Below are 23,377 nucleotides of genomic sequence, written 5' to 3' on the forward strand. Positions count from 1 at the left end.
GTTAGCTGCCTGCACTCTTTGGTGCGTTTTTGATTCAGTCCTAAGCGCATATTTCATCCAAAATATAGAGTCACTTGGCTGTTGTAGGTCGAGCTAACCGTTTCACGTTATTGGATTAAGTATTCTTAATGTTTCTTTAAATTCGGTATTTCTGATTATGTTACTGAGCCGCTCTATTCGCTCTCGTCACTCGCAAACAGCTGATCGAGCTTATTCTCGTAATCGTGATAATTCAGGTGCTGGTAAAGCTCTTTACGTGTCTGCATTGAATCAAGCAGCGCCTCTTGATTGCCTTCGACTAACAGGTGCTTGTAGACGTTTTCTGCCGCTTTATTCATCGCTCTAAAGGCACTCAACGGGTAAAGAACCATGTCGACATGAGCTTCTGCCAACTCTTTGCAGTTGTATAATGGTGTCTGACCAAACTCAGTAATATTGGCCAAGATAGGAACATGACGGCCTGTGGCAGATTGCAGTGCTGTTGAGAACTTGACGTATTGATCAAGCTGATTCATTGCTTCAGGGAAGATCATATCTGCGCCCGCTTCCACACATGCAATCGCGCGCTCAATAGCACTATCGATGCCTTCCACGGCCAAAGCGTCTGTTCTCGCCATGATCACAAAGTCGCTGTCTACCCTTGCGTCTGCCGCAGCTTTTACTCGGTCGACCATCTCAGCTTGGCTTACAATGGCTTTATTTGGACGGTGGCCACATCGTTTCTGCGCCACTTGGTCTTCCATGTGAACCGCTGCAGCTCCTGCTTTTTCCATCGCTTTGATAGTACGAGCGATATTGAATGCCCCGCCAAAGCCAGTATCAATATCGACCAACAGAGGCAGGTCACACGCATTGGTAATGCGTTCTACATCCACTAACACGTCGTTTAATGTAGTTATGCCTAAATCTGGTAGTCCGTAAGACGCATTGGCAATACCACCTCCTGACAAATAGATAGCCTGATGCCCTAGGTTTTTCGCCATCATGGCGCAATAAGGGTTAATGGTTCCGACGATCTGCAGCGGATGGTTGTTTGCAACCGCTTCACGAAACTTAGCTCCTGGCGATAGATTCATGATTTCTCTCCCTGATGTATTCGATTTCTGTTGGTGTGACTGCGAACAGGTGCAGTCATCACGCTTTATGTGCTTTAAGTAAGAATTTCAGATTCACTCGATTTATTGAGCGTCCTGTTTAACTTGCAATCGCTGCTCAATAAGGCGGCGACTGCCTGATATATGTCTTCTCATCAACATTTCTGCTAACTCTTCATCTCGCTGACTGATTGCTTGCAGAATAAACTTGTGTTCGTTGAGTGCTTCAATAGGGCGTGATTGAGCGCGAGGAGATTGGTAGCGGTACATACGAAGCAAGTGATAAAGCTCATCGCACAAAAGCGCCTCTAATTTGCTATTACGACTCGCTTTGATGATTCGGTAATGGAAGTCAAAATCACCGTGCTGATGGAAGTAAGATGCACCATCTACTTGGTCAATGTGCTTTGAGTGGGTCAGTAACAGCCCCTCTAAACCCATCAACTCTTCGGCTGTGATGTATCGAGCCGCCAATCTCGCTGCCATACCCTCAAGCGCTTCTCGTACGGAATAGAGCTCGATAAGCTTCTCTTCGCAAAGAGTAATTACGCGAGCACCAACATGAGGAATACGTTCAATCAGCCCAAGCCCTTCCACTCTCATCATTGCTTCACGTAGCGGACCACGGCTCACTTCAAATCGCTTAGCCAACTCTGGTTCAGAGATTTTTGCGCCCGGCTCAAGTTCACCACTAACGATGGCTTCAATCAGATACTCCGTCAGACTTGCTGACTTAGTGTGCTCTTTGTCACCACCCTTTAATTTAGGGTCATCGTTAAGCAAGGTATTTACTGCTGTCGTCGCCATCTTCTTTTCACCCTAATCCTACATATTCATCTCTAATGATTGTTTTTAGAATTGCTCTAATTGTTAACAATCATTCAACATTGATAACAAGATAGCCTGCCAACCTGTCAACAATCAAGAAAATTGTCGACAATTTAGACTAAGGTATAGCCCTACACCTTTTATCCAGATCTTATCTTAGAAACACACAACTCATGCTAAGCACATGATTTAATTGTCAAATATTCGTAATCAAGCGTATTTCTAAGCTTTTCGAGGCAAACAGACACTGTCGACAATAGTGTGAGAGGCTGAGTTTTGGTCGACAATCTGATGCGTAAAAAGGGGATTTGGAAAAGAAAACCATCAGGTATAGAAAAGGCGCACACTTTGGTACGCCTGTATTTGGGTTGACTGGGGGGTGATTGGGAAATCTAAACCGCTTTTAAGAGAACGTCCTGCTCCATATATTTTTCAATATCTACGTTATCGATCTGCTCTGGTTTTAGATACTCTTGGGCATAACGAATGTGCGTACCACTGGTTAAGAACAGTCTGAATAAATCGATATCTAAATGCTCATCTAACGCCATCTTATACATGATCTCAACAGCCACACTAATAGGCTTGGCTTTCTTATAGGGTCTATCTGCGGCCGTTAACGCCTCGAAAATATCTGAGATGACCAAGATACGTTCAGGAATTGACAGGTCATCTGCCTTAAGTTTACGCGGGTACCCCGTCCCTTTTAATGTTTCATGATGGGTTGACGCATAGCGTGGTACGCGGCTGAGCTCTTTAGGGAAAGGAAGATTCTCAAGCATCTTGATAGTACTGATCATATGCTCGTTGATCTTAAAGCGGTCTTCTGCCGTCAGCGTGCCACGAGCAATACTCAGATTATAAACCTCTCCTTGGTTATATAAGTACTCAGGTACATCCATTTTAATCCCATGCTTAGGATCAAACTCAATTGGACGGTCGCGCTTAATAATGTGTTCAGGCTTATCCGATAACAGCTTCTCGGTAGCGGGTAGTTGAGTGTTGCCCTGCTTATTGAGTTCCTCAATTGGCGATAGACCCAGTCTGTCATCAAAGTGACGCGTCCATGTGATTTCAGCAATCTGCTTGATTCGCTCGACCTTATCTTGACTCATGAATTCACCACCAACGTTCGAAGTCGCAATGAATGAGAAGTCATCTTGCAGTTGAGCCTGCGCCACTTTAAGTTGACTTTCGATCTCTCCTTGGCTGAGTTGACCTTCTAGCTGTTGAGTTAGCGCTTTGATTTGAGCATCACGCCACAGAACTTCAAATCGGGTTCGAACTTCATGGATACGGTTATAGTTCGCTTCTAGCTTAGAGCCTTTGTCGACAATATGCTCTGGCGTTGTGATCTTCCCGCAATCATGTAACCAAGCTGCAATTCTAAACTCTCGTCGTTCATCATCATTGTTAAACTTAAACGACTTAAATTGACCACTCTCACACCGCTCCGCTGCCTCAGCCAACATTAGGCCTAGCTCTGGTACACGGTTACAATGTCCTGCCGTATACGCAGACTTATCATCGATGGCTTGTGCGATGAGTTTAATGAAAGCTTCTACAAACGCCTCTTGCGCTTCTTCGTGTCGTTTAATCTCTTTTGACATATCAACAATCGCAGTCGACAGTTCGTCGATTTCTGAGATACGCGTGTTAACAGGTCTCACATCGTCATACTGACGCTCTTTTATCAGATCCGTTTGCGCAATTAGGGTGGTGATTGGGTTAACAATTGGCGAGCCAAAACGCCAAGCCAGTGGTAATAAGCCCAACAGGAACACTCCGGTGATTAATACCGATTTCGCGACCTTGTCCATCACCTGGGCCAGCACGATGCTCTCTGGAACAATCACCGCAAAATACTCATCCCCTTGCTCACGGGTTGGTGTGATATAGATGTATTTGTCGATGCCCGAAACGTTACGTTTCACCAACTGCCCATGTAGAGCTTCAGTATGAGCAAATTCATACAGCTCTAGATACGGAACTCGGCGCATGTCTTCTTTGGCAATCTTCTTATTGGGGTTCAACCACTTTTCTTCTAAGTAAGTGCGTTGCTGCGCATTGATGTTCGCAATAGCCAGGTTGATGATTTCAACGACATCCTGATCGCCTTTTTGCATCAAGATGTGATAATTGGATGGGAAGTGCTCCACCAGCTCCTGAATACCTTCGCTGAGCTTCATATCAACCAAAAAGTATTGTTGGATTGCGGATTTAAGAATTGCCGAGCTATCCAAAAAGCCATCAACCTTTCCTGCTTTTAGAGCATGTACGCTGTCGTTGATGTTTGAAAACTCAACCAACTCAATCTGCGGATATTTAGAACGAAACTCCGGAATGATTGACCAACCCGACAGAATCGCTAGGCGTTTACCATTGAGTTCTTTCAGCGATTCAATCTTGCCTAAGCGCTTATTCGCTACGATTGCAAAAGGCAGTTGGTAAATGGGAGCGCTGAACGCCCCTGTGGCGTAGCCTTGGTTGTTGTTCTGCAATGAGTGCAGCACATCTAATGAACCTTCGCTGTACTGCTGCAATAACTCATTCCAAGTAAACCCGTTGATGAACTCGAATTTCAGCCCAGTTGAGCGGGAAAGCTCTTTCAGTAAGTCAATCGCATAACCTCTTGGCTCACCCGAGATAGCATAATCCATTGGTCCCCAAGCCATCTGGTTGGAGACTTTTAATGAGCGCGTGTTCTCGATAAGCTCTCGTTGTACCTGAGTAAGCTCTAAAGGTTCTGCTTGAGGCATCTCGTCTGCAAAGTCCGGGGCTAGGTTGGTAGCTGTTACTTCGCCATTTCGTCGAAATACAAATGCTTCAACCCCAGTGCTAGCGCCAGAGCTGGCTAAAATGCCTTTCATTTTATCAGACAAAGAGGAGAGCAAAACATCAACACCCAGCACTAATTGGTGCTCTGGTAGCTCCACAGAAAAGGTTTGACCTGTGATCTTTAGGTGTTGAAAAAGGTAGGGTTCAGTCTTACTTACCTGCTCTGTCGCACTTTCATACCAAGGACGTTGAGTTGGAAAGTAGTTGCTGTTTTCTGAAATTTGATGGCGAACGTTAAAGTTTTCATCCAGAAAGTGAGTTTGTTTTAGTCGCTGCTCGCCTTGGTCAAAAATGCGTATTAGAACCCAGCGGTCTTGAGGGGCTGCATTGATTTTATCTCGAACGACAGGAGAAGACTCAAGGTTGATTAATTGGAAAAAGTTATCGTCCCGCTCCCCTAAATAGACGCTGTAGATTTGCGCATTATTCGACAGCACGTCGGCGAAGATCTTCTTGAGTGTCTCTTGATCAAGCCGGTCATCGGTTGCTCTCAGAATCGATGCCAATAATCCTGTTGTGTAACTGCTCTCACCATCCGAGCTTTTAACATAGTCGCTGATATTATTGGCAATAATAGAATACTTGGTAAGTGTATTCTCTGTGGCGAGCTTGTTGTTGAAATAATACTGCAAAGAGATCGCTAATATTGCAGTGATGATTGTGGCAACGATAAACATGCCACCCACCGTAAACCGAATAGAGAACTTCTTCTCTGCTCCGTAGACCTTATCCATATAGCCAGACATCCGTGTTAATGATTATTATAAAAAACTCTGCATGAGCAGTACTTCATACGATATATTTCTATAACCTCAATTACAATCCTTTAATTGAGCTTTACCACAATAACAATTAAGTCTTTATTAGCGCCTCATATACTCCTCACCGTTCAATTCATATATTGTTCGATATCTACACTATCTATTTGTTCAGGCTTCAAATACGCCTTTGCGTACCTAAGATGCGTGCTACTCGTCAAAAATAGTCGGAACAACTCAATATCAATGTGCTCATCCAACGCCATTTTGTGCATGATGTTAACAGCGACACTGATCGGCTTCGCCTTACGATATGGGCGATCTGATGCCGTGAGAGCCTCAAAAATATCCGATATCACCAGCACGCGTTCTGGAATCGACAGATCCTCCGCCGTTAATTTACGTGGATACCCCGTTCCCTTTAATGTTTCATGATGAGTCGAAGCGTAACGTGGTACGCGACTCAGTTCTTTCGGGAAAGGTAAGTTCTCGAGCATCTTGATCGTGCTTATCATGTGTTCATTAATCTTAAAGCGATCTTCCGCCGTCAATGTACCTCTAGCGATAGATAGGTTATAAACCTCACCTAGATTGTATTGGTGCTCAGGAACTGCCATTCGAATACCTAGTTTAGGATCATATTCGGCAGTTCGCTCTCTCGGAATGATGTGTTCCGGTTTATCAGACAATAATTTCTCTTTCACCGGTAGCGTAATCGCCTCCCCTTTACGAGCTAACTCCTCTACAGGAGAGAGCCCTAAGCGGTCATCAAAATGGCGATACCAGACTTTGTTGGCGATCTGATGAATACGTGCAACTTTCTCATCACTCATGAATTCACCACCCACATTAGATGTCGCAATAAACTCGAAATCTTCAATTAACGTTTGTTGAAGTTCTGCTAGCTCTTTCTCGCTTTCTTGTTTGGTTTGCTGTTGTGACAACTGCTTCTCAAGCGCTTGAATTTCTGCATCTCGCCACAGTACCTCAAAACGCATCCTCACTTCGTGAATACGATTGTAGTTGGCTTCCAACTTAGTGCCTTTATCCACAATGTGCTCTGGCGTAGTGATCTTGCCGCAATCATGCAACCAAGCTGCGATTCTAAACTCACGCCTTTCATCATTATTGGCAAACTTGAAGTCTTTAAATAGCGGTTCATCTGACGCCTCGACCGCTTCTGCCAACATCATGCCAAGCTCTGGAACACGATTACAATGACCTGCCGTGTAAGGTGATTTATCATCGATAGCCTGTGCGATAAGCTTAATAAACGCCTCAACAAACTCCTCTTGTGTCTGTTCGTGCGTCTTGATTTCATTAGCCATGTCTTTCACAGCCACAGAGAGGTCCCAAACTTCTTTAATACGAGTTTCGATCATCTCTACGTCATCATAGCGTCGCTGTTTTATCTTAAGCGTCTCTTCTTGTAGCTTACGAATTGGGCGAACAATCGGAGCACCAAAAATCCACGCCACTGGCAGGGTAAGTGCCATCAGCAGCACAGTAATGCCAATCGAAGTCGCGACGCGTTTATGTACGGTTTGATAGATCTCTTGTTCCGGTATGACCACAGCAAAATATTCTGAGTAGTGTTCTCCTGTCTCTATCTTGCGCAAGTAAAGGTGGCGACTCTCTCCATTTAGTTGAATCTGCTTCATTGCACCTTCCAATGTTGCCGAAGGTATCAATTCATAAAGTTCGGTGTAAGGCACTGTTGTATCGCTATCAATCGCCTCGTGATGAAACCATTTAGCTTCTAACGCGGCCTTCTGCTTTGGCGTAATGCTGTCTAATGCCATATTGATGATTGGGAGTAGCGCTTGATGCTCCTCTCCTAGCACCAGATAAAAGTCACTGGCGTAGTCTTGTTGAAGATCCACCAGCTCAGCACTATTGCGCAGCCCAGAATGGAAAAAACGTTCAAGAGCAAAATCTAAGACAGGTTTAACATCTAATACGGCATCACATGCTTTGCTCTCCACACAGTCAAAAGCGGCCTTAAGGCTTGGAAATGAAATTAGCTCAACCGTGGGGTATTGCTGTTTAAGTTCCTCGGTGATTGACCAACCCGACAGAATTGCGACCTTGTTACCTGCGAGCGCTTGATAAGTGGTTATGCCAGAATCTTGCTCTCTGGTCACCACTGAGAAAGGCAATTGGTATAAAGGTTGACTGTAATGTCCTACAACACCATTTGATTCATTCTTGAGGGTCGAATGTATTGCATCTAACTCACCCTCTCGAAACTTATCGGTTAGTTCTTGCCATGAAAATCCGTTCACATATTTAAACTCTATGCCCGTCTGCTGGCTAATCAACTCCAACATATCAATCGCATAGCCATTGGGTTGCCCAGACACAGAAAAGTCCATCGGCCCCCAGTCATTCTGGTTAGAGATTTGGATTGGCCCCGTCTCACTCACCAAGGCTTGTTGGCTACTCGTAAGATAAAGTGGCTTAACTTCAAAAGCGGATGACTTAGGCTCTCGCTTTCGGTTAGTCGCGATAATGTTACCCGACGTTGAATATAAAAAAGACTCAACTTGGCTGTCCGCCTCTAGCCCAAGCGCTGTTGCTGAAAGTTTGTTGGCCAATGAAGACAACACAATATCAATGCCAATCACATGCTGGCTGTTTTGGTCATTTTTCGATTGGAATGCCAGTGAGTAGGTTTGTCCTGTGATCTGCAGATGCTGGAAAAGATAAGGCTGAGTCTTACCTACAACATCAGCCGAAGCAGAGATGTACCAAGGACGCGTTGTAGGGAAATAATTGCTCGATTCAGTTACGACATCACGAAGGTTAAATGCCTCATCATAGTAGCTTGTAGAGCGAAGTCGCCCATCAGAGCTATTTGCAATTTCAATCACAACCCAACGGTCGGTTTCTGACGCATCGATTTTTTCTCTGACAATAGGTGAAGAGTCGAGGTTAATAATTTGGAAGAAGTCGTCGTTAGAAGAGCCAATATAGATGCTATAGAAAAGTGGGTTGTCTTTGATCGCTTCAGACAGAATATTTCGAGCTTCTTGCTTCGATATCTGGCTACTAATAGAACGATTAATAGAAGACAACAGTTGCGCCGTGTTGATCGCATCAGAATCGATCGCTTCAACATAATCACTTAATTCTTGGGACACCATCGTCAGTTTCGACAAGGTATGCTCCGTTGCCATCGTCTTACTGAAATAATATTGAAGTGAAACTGCGACGGTCGCCGTCAATATAGTTGCAAGTAAAAACATTCCACCCACGGTAAACCGCAACGAAATTTTTGCATCTTTCATGTTCTTCTATCCTTGGACAATTGCCTCTTAGATCCTTAAGAGTTGTTGGGTGCTATTGGAGAATTCCCACACTGTTATTGAGCCTTGTTATCACATTATGTTAACGACCATTCCCAATATCAATACAATATTCTATATATTTAGAGCTTTTACGTGATAACTCTCAGGTTTCGTTCTCACAAGTTTTCAAAAATCAGCTCCCGTTACTCTTCAATGACAATTTTTCTTTTTTATCTGATGCTTATCTTATAAATCTATTATTAAAGCCGACTTATTTTATACATACTTTCATATCAAAAAGATGCTTCATCGTCCGATTTGCGAGCCATGAACTTTATGAACTTTATTAATTCAATGCTCTTTATCCTCAATATCACCACATTAAAGACAATTCATTAACACAACATTAACCTTTGAGCATCGACTGGTTATTTGAACTTCGCTCAATACCCAGTAGTTAATACATCAATAAGTTTCTCGCTTAACTAAGAGAACAATACATAAGGAACGTGAAACATGTTCAAGGCAATGAAACCCTCTATCGCAGCGACTGTGATCGCCGCTACCTTCTCATTCAACACTTTTGCGGCAGACGTAGAGAAAATCCACTTCTTAATCCCTGGCGGCGCAGGTGGCGGTTGGGACATGACTGCTCGTGGTACTGGCGATGTATTGGTAAAGTCTGACATCGTAGAAAATGTCTCTTTCCAAAACCTATCCGGTGGCGGCGGCGGTAAAGCGATTGCGCACCTTATTGAAACGGCTAAGCGTCAAGAAGATACGCTGATGGTCAACTCAACTCCGATTGTTGTTCGCTCTCTAACTGGTATTTTTCCTCAATCTTTCCGTGACCTAACTCCTGTTGCTGCAACCATTGCGGACTATGGCGCGATCGTAACGTCAGCAGACTCTAAGTACGATACTTGGGAAGATGTGGTTAAAGAGTTCGAATCTAACCCTCGTAAAGTCAAAATCGCTGGTGGCTCAGCACGTGGCAGTATGGACCACCTAGTCGTAGCAGCAGCATTTAAAGGCGAAGGTTTTGACGCCAAGAAAGTTCGTTACATTGCCTACGATGCGGGCGGTAAAGCGATGGCAGCTCTACTATCTGGTGAGACTCAACTCCTTTCAACAGGCCTTGGTGAAGTGTTGGAGATGTCAAAATCTGGCCAAGTAAAAGTACTAGCTGTAACAGCGCCTAAACGTCTAGATGCAGCACCAGACATTCCAACGCTAACTGAGTACGGCAATGAAACTGTGTTTGCTAACTGGCGTGGTTTCTTTGCTGCACCTGGCACAAGCCAAGCGAAAATTGATGAGTGGAACCAAGCGCTTAACAAAATGTACACCACTGATGAGTGGCAAGTAGTTCGCGACCGTAATGGTTGGATCGACAACTACAAAGCCGACAAAGAGTTCTACTCCTTCCTAGAAGACCAAGAGAAGCAAATGGGCGACCTAATGCGCGAGCTTGGCTTCCTCAAGTAACAAAACTATTCAGGGGGAACCGACAGCTCCCCCTTCCTTATTCTCTGTTTTGCCATGCATGAGTTCACTCAATCTCCTTTGTAATTTGTAGGCAGTTGAGCACTACTCTCTTCCTACATTCCGTTAGTGATCCTAGACATTCTTCATTAACCCGCTCATGCATGGCTTTTTTATTTTTATGGAGTTGGATATGTCGGAACAATCGAACACGTTCTTATCCAAAGAGAACCTACTCACTCGCGATCGCATCGGTGCCCTAGTTTTCCTATTGGTTTGCCTATGCTATGGCTACCAGACAACCCTTATCCCACTGTTCCCCGGTGATGAATACGAACCTTTTACAGCACGAACACTACCAACCCTACTCACCTTCGCGGGTATTGGGCTGGCGCTGATCTTACTCGTAACCGGAAAACAAGAACCGAAGAAATCCTGCGATACAACACCGCTGAATTGGAAGCTGTTGATCGGTTTCTTAGTTCTAATGGCACTGTATGGTGTTGGACTTACCTATCTAGGCTTTGTACTGGCAACCGGCTTCTTCTTATTGGCAGGCTTTTACCTACTGGGTGAGCGCAGAAAACCAATCCTGATTGGAGCTTCATTCCCGTTTGTCATCGTTTTTTATCTTCTATTAACTCAGGGATTAGATATCTATCTAGAACCTGGGCTTATCTACACACTTTGGTAGGAACCGCTTTATGTTAGATGGAATTTTACAAGGACTCTCCACCGCGGTAATGCCGATGAACATCATGATGGTGATCGTGGGCTGTTTCGTTGGTACCTTTATCGGGATGCTACCGGGCTTAGGGCCTATCTCTGCGATCGCGCTAATGATCCCAATCACTTACGGTTTAGAGCCTTCTTCAGGTTTAATCCTAATGGCTGGTGTTTATTATGGTGCGGTATTTGGCGGCTCCACTTCGTCGATTCTCATCAATGCGCCGGGATGTTCATCAACCGTAGTAACTGCATTTGATGGCTACCCAATGGCGCAAAAAGGCCAAGCAGGTAAAGCACTTGCACTGGCGGCTTACTCTTCATTTACTGGTGGTACGCTATCAGCAATCATGCTTCTTATCGCGGCACCAGCGCTTGCAAGCGTATCGCTAAGTTTCCAATCGTCAGACTACTTTGCTCTGATGTTACTTGGCTTGTCGGCAGTAGCAGCCTTTGCTGGACCGGGACAAGTTATCAAAGCATGGATGATGACCATTCTAGGCCTAATGCTTTCAACGGTAGGTATCGATAAAGGTGTCGGTGTTGAACGATTCACTTTCGGCTTAACCGATTTAATGGACGGCTTTAGCTTCTTACTACTCGCTATGGCTACATTCGCGCTTGGTGAAACTCTGATGGGTGTGCTGAAACCTCAAAAAGACACCAGCGAAGAAGAAAGCCGCAAAATGTCCGACATCGGCAGCATGAAAGTGACTAAAGAAGAAGTTAAAGACGTAGCCCCGGTATCGATTCGTTCTTCTATTCTTGGTTTCTTTACAGGCGTACTACCAGGTGCTGGTGCCACTATCGCAGCTTTCCTAAGCTATGGTATGGAACGTAGTCTAGCACCAAAAGAGAAGCAGAAAGAGTTTGGTAAAGGCAGCATCCGTGGTCTTGTTGCGCCAGAATCGGCAAACAACGCAGCTTCTAGTGGTTCATTTGTTCCTCTACTAACACTTGGTATCCCAGGTTCAGGTACGACGGCGATTATGCTTGGTGCTTTGATTGCTTACGGTATTCAGCCAGGTCCGCGTCTGTTCGTTGAGCACCCAGATGTATTTTGGTCGGTTATCATCTCTATGTACTTCGGTAACATTGTACTGGTGATTTTAAACCTTCCGCTGATCCCATATATCTCTAAACTGCTAGCTGTACCAAGAACTGTTTTACTACCTATGATTCTGTTCTTCTCAATTACTGGCGTTTACTTGGTGTCGTTTAACACTATGGATGTCTTTATCATGTTGCTTGTGGCAATGGCTGCGATAGGATTGAGATTGGCGGACTTCCCATTAGCGCCTCTGTTACTAGGCTTCATCCTAGGCGGATTAATGGAAGAGAACCTGAGACGAGCACTGATGATCAGTGACGGTGAGCTAAGTTTCCTTTGGGAGCGCCCTATTACTATGAGCTTTACCATCCTTGCAGTGTTGGTTCTATTCAGCCCTCTATTCATGAAACTGTTTAAGAGCCTTAAAGCTAAACCTGTAGAAGCGTAATCACACCGCACTTTACCTAGGGAGCCTTCGGCTCCCTTTTTTATTGATAGCTTAAGCATCCATTGCAACAAATCACAAACTTGTTCATAACATTCTGATAAGACTGGTTTTAGATTCAAAATGCAGTAAGTTAGTTATTCGTCTCTCAATTAGGAACTGTGCCATGGAATGGCTGATACTCTTTCTCGCTGGTGTGCTTGGTGGCATATTGAACTCCATTGCAGGAGGAGGCAGTTTTGTTACGTTTCCCGCTCTACTATTCGTAGGCGTTCCTCCGGTCGCCGCCAATGCAACTAATACCTTTGCCTCTTGTGCAGGCTACGTCAGTGGCGCTTACGCATTAAGGCAAGAGATCCTATCAGGCACAAAGCAGCTCAAGTTGACTTTGATTCTGAGTGTACTAGGTGGTGCTATCGGTGCATTCTTACTGCTCCACACTCCGGAAGCTCTCTTTACCCAATCTGTTCCTTGGCTACTGCTATTCGCTGCACTGCTTTTTACCTTTGGTGGCCACATCAACAGCTTGATTAAAAAAGCGGCCTCAAAGCACAAACACGCAGGGAAAGCAGGTGCCTTCTTCTCTGCTCTATTACTGCTTTTGGTATGCGTTTACGGTGGTTACTTCAATGCTGGCCTCGGTATTGTCACGCTAAGCTATCTTGCCTTAGCTGGTTATACCAACATCAATGTCATGAACGGTATTAAGTTATTGGTATCAGCAAGCGCTTCAATGGCAGCCATTGTTTTGTTTATTGTTGATGGTTCAATTGATTGGAGTTCAGGACTTGCGGTATTGCTCGGCACACTAGTCGGTGGCTACTATTCGGCTCAGATATCACGCAACATCCCACAAAACTATGTTCGCAATAGCGTTATCATTGCAAGCTTCTTAATCACCGCGTACTTTTTCTACGCCAATTAATCGGTTATTAAAAATCGCCAGATATGTCCTTTAGCGATAGAAGTGCGTTCGACTTTGCAGTGTTACTTCCGAACATTAAAATAGCGTTCGCTAAATTTGTGAAGAGAGCCTGATAATCATCTTGTTTGATATTAATTTAGATTAATTTTTATCCAATGATGAGATACTTACTGCGTAAAAGAGGCAAGCATATTAGGGGGCATTATGAACATCAAACTCGGTCATGTTATGTCATCAAGCAGACTGATCTGCTTCATTGCGTTCTTAGCAGCAACCTTTGCGTGGATACTAAAAATGCCCGCTCTGTTTTCGGTTTCTGCTCTGTTCCTCGTCTTCAGCGCTGCAATCTACGTAGGTGATTTCATCAAGAATCAAAAGAAAAATCGCGAAGCCTAATCACTCGCAGAGCAATACAGCTTTGATGGGTTTACCCTACTTCAAAAGTAGATAGCAAAAGAAAAGGAGCATGATGCTCCTTTTTTGTATCTTGTTCAGTTCACCACAGAGATTAGCGGCGGAAATTGCGCCCTTTACCACCCGAGCGGCGCGCTTTAAAAGAAGACGCAGCCTTTGCTTGAGACGCAAGGATAGATTCTACCGTCAGCTCCATCGGCTCTTTAGGCTCAAGCCCATGACGGAAAGTACGTGAACGTGGTGGCATTTGATATTCAAGGTCAGATGCTTTTGGCATACGCTTGAAGCGGTACAAGTAAAAGTTCTCTACTTTCTCGCGCGCCCACTGTGTTTTCTTCAAGTACTTCACCGCACTCGCAACAGACGGCTTAGTGTTGAAACAGTTCATACGCATCGCTGCATCAAGGATTTCCCAACCGTAATGATCCACCAGCTCAGTGATCATGGTTTCTAACTTTAAGCCATGCAGTGGGTTGTTTTTCTGCAGCTCAATTCTTTCTTCATCTGTCATCGTCATACCTTAAACAGAGCAAGCACTCTGCGTTAGTTCACCATCATCAATAACGGTTGTTTACTTAGGTCTGCTTCCTGCACGCCTGTCAATGAGGGTAATGATGGCACAAAGCCTGCCACTCTCCTAATTATCATCGACGCATATTTCCAATTTTGGCTTGATCGCGTGAGAACTAACCATCACATCACTCAATAAGCTCGTTTTATATACCAAATATTTAACAATTATGGCTTCAGTTCGCGGCTAGAACACATTCATTTTCATTATTAGACACGCCAACTTATTAATAATCATCATGTTTATTGACCAGACTTTCTGGAACCGACATCGCTGTAAATACCCCAAATGGATTAGAAATCTGGATCGATATAACAAAAAGCCAACCCAGTTAACAAAATGGATGACTCTTAAATGTAATAACCACATTTTTAGTGATGTGATTAGAATTTATAGGATGACAAGATTACAATTCGTTAACAGGACTGGTATGTTCGTATTCTTAAATATGAGAAATCAATAAGTCAAAGAAAAACAATTACATAATTATAAATAAAGGTCAGCCCCGCTCATGTTTGACTACTCACAACTCAGTAAAATCGCAGCTAAAGATCAAGATATTACCTCGACGTTAGACGACCTGTTTCAACTTGTGCGTTCGTTCTACCCAACGCTTTCGCGCCTCTCCATAGCCTTAACTAACGAAAACAAAGCCACTAATTACTTTGTTTCCGATGCCTTGTGCCAAGAGGCAAGCCATAACTACATCGAATACAACATCAGACCAGAATCTTCGCTAAGAAAGATGTCTGAACTGCCTTCTGTGCGCGTTATCAATGACTTATCGACGATGAACCCAACGCGCCAAATTTGTCGCTTAATCGATATAGGGCATCAAAGTAGTTACACCTCCCCTATCTACTATCGTGACAAGAACCTTGGCTTCATCTTCATTAATGCCACTGCAATTGGCTTCTTTAACCAGAAGAGCATACAAGCTGACATAGCTTATCTGTCCCAGCTTATCGCGAGCCTGTTTACCCGACTGCACGAGAATCAAAAACACTTTCAAACTTCTCTCGCGATTGCCTTAAATATGGGCCATGCAAGAGATCCTGAAACCAAAGAACACTTGATTCGCATGGGACGTTACAGCGAGATATTGGCGCGAGCGATGTCTGAGCAAAAGCCGGAGATCACCTATCAGTTCATTCATCGAATTCGTGTTTATGCACCTTTTCACGATATCGGTAAGTATCGAATCCCCGACCATGTACTTTTCAGCACCAAACGATTTACCGATGAAGACCGCGCCATCATGAATCAGCACACCATTTACGGTGAGGCCATGATTGAGGATGTTGTGTCGATTTCAGATAACCACTCTATCTCACACGATGAAGTGCAGTTTCTAAAGAACATTATCCGACATCATCACGAGCGCTATGACGGAACTGGTTTACCTGACAAACTGTGTGGTACTCAAATTCCACTAGAAGCACGTATCGTTACCTTAGCAGACGTGTTTGATGCCCTACTGAGTAAGAGAGCTTATAAATCAGAATGGGAACTTGATGATGTGTTGGAGTACATCGAAGAAAACGTTGGCATTATGTTCGACCCAAGTTGTGTCGAAGCGCTTAAGCAGAACTTAGATACCTGTATGGCAGTAAGGGAGCAGTTTTCTGACAAAGAAGAAGTCACTAGCTTCCAAGCTTAATGTTGGTTTTGTATGCAAACAGAAGTCACAAGTTCAGATGACAGAAACAAAAAAGGATGCCAGTTAGCATCCTTTTTCACTTTTAAACCAACGAGTTACGATTATACGTCGTAAGTTGTTGAAGCAGTGTCGCCGCCTGTACCAGTCCAGTTAGTGTGGAAGAATTCACCACGTGGACGGTCTGTACGCTCGTAAGTGTGAGCACCGAAGTAGTCACGTTGAGCTTGAAGCAGGTTAGCTGGTAGACGAGCAGTTGTGTAACCGTCTAGGAAAGATAGCGCAGAAATCGTACATGGCATTGGGATACCAGACTCTAGAGATTTCGCTGCTACTTTACGCCATGCTGTTAGGCTGCCTTGTAGGATGTTTTTGAAGTACTCATCAGAACCTAGGAACGCGATGTCTGGGTTTGCTTCGTACGCATCACGGATGTTGCCTAGGAATGCAGAACGGATGATACAACCGCCACGCCACATTAGTGCTACGTTACCGTAGTTTAGGTCCCAACCGTTCTCGTTAGATGCTTCGCGCATTAGCATGAAGCCTTGAGCGTAAGAAATGATCTTAGAAGCTAGTAGCGCTTGACGTAGTGCATCAACCCACTCTTGCTTGTCGCCTTCAACTGGAGTGATTGTCTTACCGAATAGAGATTCAGCTTCAACACGTTGATCTTTAAGCGCAGATAGACAACGAGAGAATACAGACTCAGAGATAAGCGTTAGAGGAATACCTAGGTCTAGTGCGTTGATACCAGTCCATTTACCAGTACCTTTTTGGCCTGCTGTGTCTAGGATCTTCTCAACTAGAGGCTCACCGTCTTCATCTTTGTAGCCAAGGATGTCAGCAGTGATTTCAACAAGGTAGCTGTCTAGCTCAGTCTTGTTCCAATCAGCGAATACGGCTTGCATTTCATCTGCAGACATACCAAGACCGTCTTTCATGAACTGGTAAGCTTCAGTGATAAGCTGCATGTCGCCGTATTCGATGCCGTTGTGTACCATCTTAACGAAGTGACCAGCACCGTCGTTACCAACCCAGTCACAACAAGGTTCGCCAGCGTCAGTTTTTGCAGAGATACCTTGGAAGATTGGCTTAACCGCTTCCCAAGCTTCAGCTGCGCCGCCTGGCATGATTGAAGGACCGAAACGTGCACCTTCTTCACCACCTGATACACCAGTACCGATGAAGTGAATGCCTTTTTCACGACAGTGAGCAACACGACGGTTTGTGTCTGGGTAGTTAGTGTTACCACCGTCAATGATGATGTCGCCTTCGTCTAGAAGTGGAATTAGGTTGTCGATGAAGGTATCAACAACTGCACCAGCACGAACCATTAGCATCACTTTACGTGGTGCTTCTAGCTTCTCAACAAGCTCTTCTAGAGAGTAAGCACCAACGATGTTTGTACCTTTCGCTGGACCTTCTAGGAACTCGTCTACTTTCGCAGCAGTACGGTTGTGAGCAACAACTTTAAAGCCGTTGTCATTCATGTTTAGGATAAGGTTTTGACCCATTACCGCTAGGCCAATTACACCGATATCACCTTTCATTATTTATATCTCCTTGCGGCTATTCGCGATTATGCAATAGCACTTGCTGCATTTGAATCTAGGAACCACTCTGTTTCGCCAGTTTTAGACTGGATTTTCGCTGCCGGGTAAGGCAGTTCTGAAGCAGGAGTCGTATGAATTTCTTTAACGATATCAACTTTGCCAGCACCCAGTACTAGGTAGCTGATTCGTTTTGACGCTTCTAAAACCTTAGCTGTTTTAGAAACACGGATTTGACCAGACTCAGGGTGAGAAGCCAGTACAGACAGGTTCTCATCTTGGTAGTTAGTTGCACCCGGGAAAAGAGAAGCTGTGTGGCCATCTGCGCCTACACCTAGCAGGATCCAATCGAAAACAGGTGTACCATTTTCTGTTGGAATGACTTCTGCCATCTCTTTTGCAAAACGCTCTGCTTCTGCTTTCGGCTCATCTTCACCACGGATGCGGTGGATGTTCTCAGCAGGAAGATTTACTTGAGAGAATAGAAGTGCGTTTGCTTCACCGTAGTTGCTTTCCGCATCATCTGGTGCCACGCAACGCTCGTCGCCCCACCAGAAATGAAGGTTTTTCCATTGGATACCTTCTGCGTATGGCGCCTGTGCCAACAGTTTGAATAGCATTTTTGGCGTGCTGCCACCTGAAAGTGAAATGTGAACAGGTGTGCCCTGCTCGCTGTACGCTTTCATTTCGTTTGCTAGGTTTTCAACAACTAGCTCTGGCGTTTCAAAGATCTTATGGTTGATCATAATTCGCAATAATCCGTATCTGTTAGGTTTTTACAAGGGAAACGCCACGCGCGGCCGTCTCTTTCAAGAAGCTCGTCGGCTTCTTGTGGACCCCAAGTACCACAAGCATAACCAAATAGAGCTTGAGGATCTTGTTTGAAATCTAAGATAGGTTGAACGTACTTCCAACACGCTTCTACCGCATCAGTACGTGCAAACAGAGTCGCGTCGCCATTCAGTGCATCAAGAAGTAGACGCTCGTATGCTGTTAGCATTTGAGTCTCAGGCAGATCAGAGTAAGAGAAGTTCATTTTCACTTCTTTTGCTTTAAAGCCTGCGCCCGGCTCTTTCAAACCAAAGCTCATTTGGATGCCTTCGTCCGGTTGAATACGGATGATCAACTTGTTCTCTGGTGCATCTTGGCCAAATACTGGGTGTGGCGTGTTCTTAAAGTGAATCACGATTTCCGTTACGCGCGTTGGTAGTCGTTTACCTGTACGTACGTAGAAAGGAACCCCATTCCAACGCCAGTTATTGATGTGAGCTTTAAGACCAATGTATGTCTCAGTACGAGAATCATCTGCTACACCCGGCTCTTCGCGGTAACCTAGTAGGTGCTGACCACGCACATCAGACGCCGTGTATTGACCAAGAACCAAGTCTTTACGTAGGTCTTCTTCTTCAAGAGGCTTCAGACATTGAAGTACTTTAACCACTTCGTCACGAATTGAATCTGCATTGATTTGTGCAGGCGGCTCCATACCAACCATTGCTAATACTTGTAGCAGGTGGTTTTGGAACATATCGCGCACAGCACCAGAACCATCGTAGTATCCGCCACGCTCTTCAACACCAAGGAACTCAGCACCTGTGATTTCAACGTAATCAATGAAGTTACGGTTCCACAGTGGTTCAAACATTGCGTTAGAGAAACGAAGCACTAGAAGGTTTTGTACCGTCTCTTTGCCTAGGTAGTGGTCGATACGATAGATCTGGTGTTCTTGGAAGTGATGATGGATTTCTTCATCTAGCGCTTGAGCAGAAGCTAAATCATAACCAAATGGTTTTTCGATGATTAGACGACGCCAGCCGTTCGACTCATCGTTCAGGCCATGTGCCGCTAAGTTCGCTGGGATCACACCATATAGGCTTGGCGGCGTTGCCAAGTAGAATAGAGTGTTGTGATTTTCGAATTGATAATCTTGCTCTAGCTTGTCTAGGCGCTGTGCTAAACGAGCATAATCTTCTGTGTCAGAGGTATTAATCGCTTGGTAGTGCAAGTGATTAATGAACGCGTTTAGCGTCTCTGGCTCAGTTTCTTCCATTTCCTGAAGAGATTTCTTCAGTTTTTCACGGTAAGACTCATCGCTGTACTCAGTACGGCTCACTCCAAGAATCGCAAAGGATTCCGGCAGTTGATTGCTAGCATACAAGTGGTATAAAGCGGGGATCAGCTTACGATACGTGAGATCGCCCGACGCACCAAAAATAACGATGCTGCTGTTTTCAGGTATTACCATCATCTTTCCTATAAAAACAAGGTTTTCAGTATTCGCCAACGGTATCAGCGACATACAAAAATAGATAATAGGTCTTGGCTATTAGTTCAATAGCGAGCGCCTATCACACTAGAGAATGCGTTTGGTAAACGAGGGTGATATAGATCACCTCAATTCGGGTCAGTATTGTCTATGACTATTTGATTTACATCAACCACTGTGAGGGCAATCGATTAAATATTGACTCATTTAATCCAAATAATTTGCCATTACTTAGAACAAAAATGATTAAACGAAGACGGAACTGCATTCCAAATCATTGTAGTGAAAAATAAATGGGATCTGGTCGGCGGAGTAGCACGAAAAACCAGTTTAATAACTATTTAGCAGTTAATTATTAAACTGGTTTTATAATTTGGACTGTTTTGATTAGTGCTTGGGTTTATGTGCAAATGCCAAGCTAGGGTGGGAAGTGATTAGATGAATGAGTCGATTCTAGTACGATTCTCAAAAGGTTACCGCGTCGCTTTGTTATAACAACGTTCTGGTCGGCCAACTGAACCATAGTTCAGATCAGCATTCAGTTCACCAGTGGTGATCAAGTATTCAAGGTATCGGCGAGCTGTGGTGCGGCTTGCACCAATGCGTTCCCCTGCCTCATCTGCTGTCAGATCTTTCGTTTCGGCACTTTCAAATAGCGCTCGGATTTTATCAAGCGTCACGCCATCAATACCTTTTGGCAGTGTTGCTGCTGGTTTCGAATCGGCTTGATTGGCCGCTTGCAACATCTTATCAACTAAGCCTTGGTTGAGATCAGAAACGCTCTCCAACTCTTCTTGTTGCGAGCGATACTTTTTAAGTGACGCTTCTAAACGTGGAAACATCACAGGCTTAAGCAAATAATCAACAACGCCACCACGCATTGCCTGCTGGAGCGTATCTACATCACGTGCCGCTGTGATTAAGATGACATCACAGCCTTGGTTGTTGCCTCTAACATGATTCAAAATATCTAAACCACAGCCGTCAGGTAAGTAGACATCAAGCAGCACAAGGTCAGGCTTTAATATATCCAACTGCATGATCGCCTCAGATTGAGACGTAGCAATCCCAACCACTTCGAACCCGCCCATCTGCTCTAAGTAACGATGGTGCAACTCCGCAATCGCAATATCATCTTCAATGACCATGACTTTAGTGACTGCATTCATTTAACGCTCTTCCTTAAACGATATTTGTTCTTCTTTTGGTAGGTAAACGGTCATCCGTGTACCAAAATCTCTGTTTTCAATCATATCAAGCTGACCTTGGTAACGATCCGCAATCTGCTTAACCAAATACAAGCCCACGCCTCGGTTTTGCTTAGCCTTGCTTGAAACCCCTTTGCGCGTGAGATCTTCAATGGCTAGACCTTCTGGTAAACCGCATCCTTTATCGTCAACTTCAAGAATCACTTCATTACCATAATCGCTGACCGAAACTTCGATAATACGTCTCGCAGGCGGGAATGATTCCGTTTGGCTGATTGCCATTCGAGTCGCATCAAACGCATTATCAATCAGATTCCCCAAGATGGTCACAACGTCATCAGCATTCAACCACCTTGGCAGTGTTTCTAATCGAGAGCCCTCTTCTACCACCAGCTCTAAACCAATTTCACGAGCCCGCTCTGTTTTGCCAAGCAGCATACCTGCCACAAGAGGCTCTTTGACGGTTTCTCTCAAGAACTCGATAAGGCTCTGATAGTGAGCAGTTTCTTGACCAATTAAGTGTTGCACCGCTTCTAACTCACCCATTTGCAACATACCGCTAATAGTGTTGAGCTTATTGCGATGTTCGTGAGTTTGTGAGCGCAGCAGGTCAGCATACTCTTTGGTTTGTGAGAGCTGCTCGGTGAGATCGTTGATCTCATCTCTTAATCTAAAACTCGACACCGCACCAACCACTTCCCCCGCCACAACGATTGGGCTGCGGTTTGCGATAATGCGCTTATTGTTTAGATAAAGCTCAATATCGTGATCCGATTGACCACTCGACAACAGTTGCTCAAGGTCGCTATTCGGCACTACCTGAGAAAACGGTTTATTAAGTGAAGACTCTCTATCAATAGAAAGAATATCGCAGGCACTCTTGTTGATTGAACGAAGAACGCCGTGGTTATCGATACTCAGAATACCCTCTTTCACCGTGCTCATGGTGACATCAAGCTCGACATACAAACGACCGATCTCTTCAGGTTCAAAACCAAGGATTGCTCTCTGGAAACGTCTCGAAACATAGCTAGAAATCAAGGCATTCACTGCCACAACCAACAATGCCATGATAATCAAGAACGCCAAATAGGGTTCGATTCTATCTTGTAAAGAGTCAAGCAAATAGCCAACTGACACCACCCCAATGATTTCGCCATTCGAGTCTTTAACTGCCGATTTACCACGAACAGAAAGCCCCAACGAACCCTTGGCTGTCGACACATAGGACTCACCGAAAACCAGTGCTTTTTGATTGTCTCCCCCTCTCATCGGCTTACCCAATCTTTCATCGACAGGGTGAACAAGGCGAATTCCCTGTTCATCGCCAATCACAATGAATGCTGCGCCAATAAGATGGGTTAAGTTGCGAAAACGTTGTTGATGTTCAGAATCTAACTGAGACAAAAGATCAGGGTCACTTGAATGGCGTTGGATCAGTTCGATAACACGTGGAGATTCGGAAAGGAACTCGGCGACCCCCAAGGCTTTGAGCCCCATCTCTTCTTCTTGGGAGTGTTTGATGTAGGCAAAACCAGCCGCGCTAAGAATCAACAACTCGACTAACCCTGTCACTGTCATAATAATCAGCAATCTTTTCCTAAAGCTGATACTGCTCCACTTCATCGACACCTACTCCCTATGCGATCTAACAATGTTAACACCAAGTTAATTATGAGAGATTTCAAAGGTTCAGATTTGTGACTAAAGCGCATGTTATTAACAGAGTTTTTAGTCTAAAGCCGACTGACTTCAGATTTAGATCAAACCTCAAAATCGTTTTTTAGAAATTCTTAGCTCTTACACTCAGTTACCTGATTAATTGTTGACCTAGATCACTCCGATTTTAGCTGTTTTTTAGGTTGGTTATAAAAAATACAATTATACTAGTTGCACATAACAAATTAAGCATAAAGCTATCAATTAAGAGACACCGTTTCTCTTGATAGTAGACACAACGAAACAAGTAACACATTGGTAACAATTAGCGATTATCGTATGTGTCACACGAGCACGTAGGAAATGAGCCCTCCTACGTTAATGTGGATGAATTTCCCTATTGATATGGGTCGACTTTCCACCAAAATCACAACGACAAAAGAGGTAGTCTTTAGTTCTCAGACACTCCAATAATAAATGCTGATTGGCAAAAGTGACGCAGTCGATTTCAAAAACGGATTAAAAACATAACGTAATAACATTGTTGAAAAGGAAACCAGGCAATGAAACGCGATTCTTTTGGAATTTGCCTTACTAAGGCTATGCTGT

16 protein-coding genes are annotated in these 23,377 nt (G+C 44.3%); 6 read left to right on the top strand and 10 right to left on the bottom strand.

What is annotated here, in order from left to right:
* Positions 1-173: 173 nt before the first annotated feature.
* The 4 genes from prpB to AC6R05_RS08165 all read right to left on the bottom strand — a co-directional run bounded on the left by prpB (position 174) and on the right by AC6R05_RS08165 (position 8,808).
* The gene (gene prpB, locus AC6R05_RS08150) at positions 174-1,076 is read right to left on the bottom strand and encodes a methylisocitrate lyase (protein ID WP_032549155.1); all 903 of its coding nucleotides are present in this window, start codon (positions 1,074-1,076) and stop codon (positions 174-176) included.
* A gap of 102 nt (positions 1,077-1,178) precedes the next feature.
* Positions 1,179-1,901 (bottom strand): GntR family transcriptional regulator, encoded by a 723-nt coding sequence (locus tag AC6R05_RS08155; protein ID WP_150872291.1) that lies wholly within the window; start codon positions 1,899-1,901, stop codon positions 1,179-1,181.
* Between the two features lie 413 nt (positions 1,902-2,314).
* Positions 2,315-5,494, bottom strand: a complete 3,180-nt coding sequence (locus AC6R05_RS08160; protein ID WP_500647105.1) for an HD domain-containing phosphohydrolase — start codon at positions 5,492-5,494, stop codon at positions 2,315-2,317.
* A gap of 155 nt (positions 5,495-5,649) precedes the next feature.
* On the bottom strand, positions 5,650-8,808 hold the full coding sequence (locus AC6R05_RS08165) for an HD domain-containing phosphohydrolase (protein WP_500647106.1): 3,159 nt from the start codon (positions 8,806-8,808) through the stop codon (positions 5,650-5,652).
* A 516-nt stretch (positions 8,809-9,324) separates the two neighbouring features.
* Between AC6R05_RS08165 and AC6R05_RS08170 the strand changes: the two genes are divergently transcribed.
* The 5 genes from AC6R05_RS08170 (at position 9,325) to AC6R05_RS08190 (ending at position 13,836) form a co-directional block, all read left to right on the top strand.
* A complete protein-coding gene (locus AC6R05_RS08170; protein ID WP_150872282.1) occupies positions 9,325-10,296 on the top strand; it encodes a tripartite tricarboxylate transporter substrate binding protein in 972 nt (323 codons plus the stop codon).
* Between the two features lie 190 nt (positions 10,297-10,486).
* Positions 10,487-10,987 carry a tripartite tricarboxylate transporter TctB family protein gene (locus AC6R05_RS08175; RefSeq protein ID WP_285403009.1) on the top strand — a complete coding sequence of 167 codons (501 nt, stop codon included), beginning with the start codon at positions 10,487-10,489 and terminating at the stop codon, positions 10,985-10,987.
* Positions 10,988-10,997: 10 nt separating this feature from the next.
* Complete coding sequence (locus tag AC6R05_RS08180) at positions 10,998-12,518, top strand: tripartite tricarboxylate transporter permease (RefSeq protein WP_032549164.1); 1,521 nt, start codon at positions 10,998-11,000, stop codon at positions 12,516-12,518.
* A gap of 163 nt (positions 12,519-12,681) precedes the next feature.
* The gene (locus tag AC6R05_RS08185) at positions 12,682-13,440 is read left to right on the top strand and encodes a sulfite exporter TauE/SafE family protein (RefSeq protein WP_500647107.1); all 759 of its coding nucleotides are present in this window, start codon (positions 12,682-12,684) and stop codon (positions 13,438-13,440) included.
* A gap of 204 nt (positions 13,441-13,644) precedes the next feature.
* The gene (locus tag AC6R05_RS08190; protein WP_032549167.1) at positions 13,645-13,836 is read left to right on the top strand and encodes a hypothetical protein; all 192 of its coding nucleotides are present in this window, start codon (positions 13,645-13,647) and stop codon (positions 13,834-13,836) included.
* 112 nt (positions 13,837-13,948) lie between these two features.
* On the opposite strand, the gene AC6R05_RS08195 is transcribed toward AC6R05_RS08190, so the two are convergent.
* Positions 13,949-14,365 carry a VF530 family protein gene (locus AC6R05_RS08195; protein WP_032549168.1) on the bottom strand — a complete coding sequence of 139 codons (417 nt, stop codon included), beginning with the start codon at positions 14,363-14,365 and terminating at the stop codon, positions 13,949-13,951.
* Positions 14,366-14,936: 571 nt separating this feature from the next.
* On the opposite strand from AC6R05_RS08195, the gene AC6R05_RS08200 reads away from it, so the two are divergent.
* Positions 14,937-16,085: an HD-GYP domain-containing protein gene (locus AC6R05_RS08200; protein WP_500647108.1), complete on the top strand. Its 1,149-nt coding sequence runs from the start codon at positions 14,937-14,939 to the stop codon at positions 16,083-16,085.
* A 101-nt stretch (positions 16,086-16,186) separates the two neighbouring features.
* Here AC6R05_RS08200 and gnd read toward each other — a convergent pair whose 3' ends face one another.
* The 5 genes from gnd to AC6R05_RS08225 form a co-directional block, all read right to left on the bottom strand.
* Positions 16,187-17,635, bottom strand: coding sequence for a decarboxylating NADP(+)-dependent phosphogluconate dehydrogenase (gene gnd / locus AC6R05_RS08205; protein WP_285466940.1), 1,449 nt, complete (start codon positions 17,633-17,635; stop codon positions 16,187-16,189).
* A gap of 29 nt (positions 17,636-17,664) precedes the next feature.
* Positions 17,665-18,381 carry a 6-phosphogluconolactonase gene (gene pgl, locus AC6R05_RS08210; protein ID WP_032549172.1) on the bottom strand — a complete coding sequence of 239 codons (717 nt, stop codon included), beginning with the start codon at positions 18,379-18,381 and terminating at the stop codon, positions 17,665-17,667.
* Entirely contained in the window at positions 18,378-19,880 is a 1,503-nt protein-coding gene (gene zwf, locus AC6R05_RS08215; RefSeq protein WP_172974265.1) for a glucose-6-phosphate dehydrogenase, read from the bottom strand. Before zwf ends, pgl begins: the two co-directional genes overlap by 4 nt.
* 494 nt (positions 19,881-20,374) lie before the next feature.
* The gene (locus AC6R05_RS08220; RefSeq protein WP_500647109.1) at positions 20,375-21,070 is read right to left on the bottom strand and encodes a response regulator; all 696 of its coding nucleotides are present in this window, start codon (positions 21,068-21,070) and stop codon (positions 20,375-20,377) included.
* Positions 21,071-22,735: an ATP-binding protein gene (locus AC6R05_RS08225; RefSeq protein ID WP_032549175.1), complete on the bottom strand. Its 1,665-nt coding sequence runs from the start codon at positions 22,733-22,735 to the stop codon at positions 21,071-21,073.
* Between the last annotated feature and the right edge of the window lie 642 nt (positions 22,736-23,377).

The organism is Vibrio sp. R11-SG3-ISO9 (assembly GCF_059834255.1).